At 76.5% G+C, this 2,065-nt stretch carries 1 protein-coding gene; it reads right to left on the reverse strand.

What is annotated here, in order from left to right:
* The coding region (locus tag ABD54_RS29445; RefSeq protein WP_047872261.1) for an AMP-binding protein at positions 1-2,065 on the reverse strand (2,065 nt) is incomplete at both ends.

The raw sequence follows: 2,065 nt of genomic DNA on the forward strand, positions 1-2,065 counted from the left end.
GGGCAGGTCCTCGACGCGCTCGCGCCAGTAGTCGCGGTCGCGCCGCTCGCGTTCGGGGTCCGGCCGTACCTGGGTGAGGTAGTCGCGGAAGGTCACCTCGACGGGGTCCAGGACGGCGTCGGGCTCGCGGTAGAGGCGGTCCAGCTCGGTGTAGAGGGTCATGATGCTGAGCGCGTCCAGGACCAGGTAGTCCAGGCCGACGCCGAGGCGGACGCGTTCGGCTCCGTCGCGCGTGTAGCGCACGGCACGCACGTCGAACAGGGGCCAGCGCTCGGGGTCCAGGACCTGGTGGGACATGGCCCCGCGCAGCTCGGCGAGCGCGGTGTCGGGGTCGTCGGGGTCGGCCTCGGTCACGGGGACGCGCACGGGCGGCACGGCGGGCAGGACCCGCTGGTCGCCGTCCGCGTCGAAGACGGCCCGGAGCATGTCGTGCCGGGTGACGAGGCGGTCCAGGGCGTGCTCCAGGCGGCGCAGGTCCACGTCGGCGCCGTCGAACTCGGTGTAGTGGTAGGTGCCGACGCCGCCGAGGGTGAAGTCGGGGCTGCGCCCGGTGAGGTAGGCGCGCTGGACGCCGGTGGGCGGGAAGGGTTCGTGGCGCGAGGCGGGGTCGTGGACGACGCGCTGGCCGCCGACGGCCTCGCCGCGGGCCGGGAGGCGGGCGGCGAAGTCGGCCAGGACGGGGTGGGCGAACAGGTCCGAGACGCCCGCCCCGGCGTGGCCGAGCCCGCGCAGTGCGGCCACCACGCGGGTGGCCAGCAGGGAGTCGCCGCCGAGCGCGAAGAAGGAATCGGTCCGGCTGACCGGGCCGGAGCCCAGCAGGTCGGCCCAGACGCGGGCGACGCGGCTCTCGGTCCCGCCCACGGGGGGCTCGCCGGTGCGCGGTGCTCCGGCCAGGTGCTCGCGCAGGAGGCGGGCGACGGCGGCCCGGTCGGGTTTGCCGTTGGGGGTCAGCGGGATCCGGTCGAGGACGAGCACGGGGTCGGGGAGCATGGCGGACGGCAGAAGGGCGCGGGCGTGCTCCGCCGCGGCCCCGGCCAGGGCGGTCGTCTCCTCGGACTCCCGGGGAACGACGACCGCGGCCAGGCGGGGCGCGGGCTCGGTGAGCGCGACCGCGACCGCCTGGGACACCTCCGGGTGCGCGGCCAGGGCCGCCTCCACCTCGCCGGTCTCCACGCGCACGCCGTTCACCTTGACCTGGTGGTCGGACCGGCCCAGGAACTCCAGGGTTCCGTCGGGGGCGTAGCGGGCCAGGTCGCCGGTGCGGTACCAGCGCCGTCCGCCGGAGGTGACGAAGCGGTCCGCGGTGGCGTCGGGGGCGCCCCGGTAGCCGCGGGCCAGTCCCGCGCCGCCCACCCACAGCTCACCGGCGACCAGGTCGGGCCGGTCGCGCCCCTGGGCGTCGACCACGCGGCACAGCACGCCGGGCAGCGGGCGGCCCCAGGGCACGCACGCCCAAGCGGGATCGGCCCGGTCCACCTCCAGCAGGGTGGAGTGGATCGCGGCCTCGGTCATGCCTCCCAGTGCGAGGAAACGGCAGTCGGGGGCGAGGGCCCGCAGCCGTTCGCGCAGGCCGGGGGCGACGCGGTCGCCGCCGAGCAGGACCGCGCGCAGGGGCGGCATCGGCGCCATGCCGGACTCGACCGCCGACAGCAGCATGTCCAGCAGGGCCGGTACGCAGTTGATGACGGTCACCGACGCGTCCGAGGCGGCCCGGGCCCAGTGTTCGGCCTCGCGCCGTGTCCCGGGGTCGGCCAGGACGGCGGCGCCGCCCGCCGACAGCGGCGCGAACAGGTCGAAGACCGACATGTCGAAGCCGTAGTCGGCGAGCGCGAGCGTGCGGTCACCGGTGCCGGTGTCCAGGACGGCGTTGAGCACGTCGATCGTGTGCGCGGCGGCCCGGTGCTCGACCTCCACCCCCTTGGGTGTTCCGGTGGAGCCGGAGGTGAAGAGCACGTAGGCCAGCGCGTCCGGCGCGACCTCGCGCGGGGTTCCCGGCGGGGCCTGCCGCGTCTGTTCGGGGGTGAGAACCGGGAGGTGGCCGGGGGCGGCCGTCCCGGGGCCGGAG

This window comes from Nocardiopsis sp. RV163 (genome assembly GCF_001029525.1).
Classification (GTDB): Bacteria; Actinomycetota; Actinomycetes; order Streptosporangiales; family Streptosporangiaceae; genus Nocardiopsis; species Nocardiopsis dassonvillei.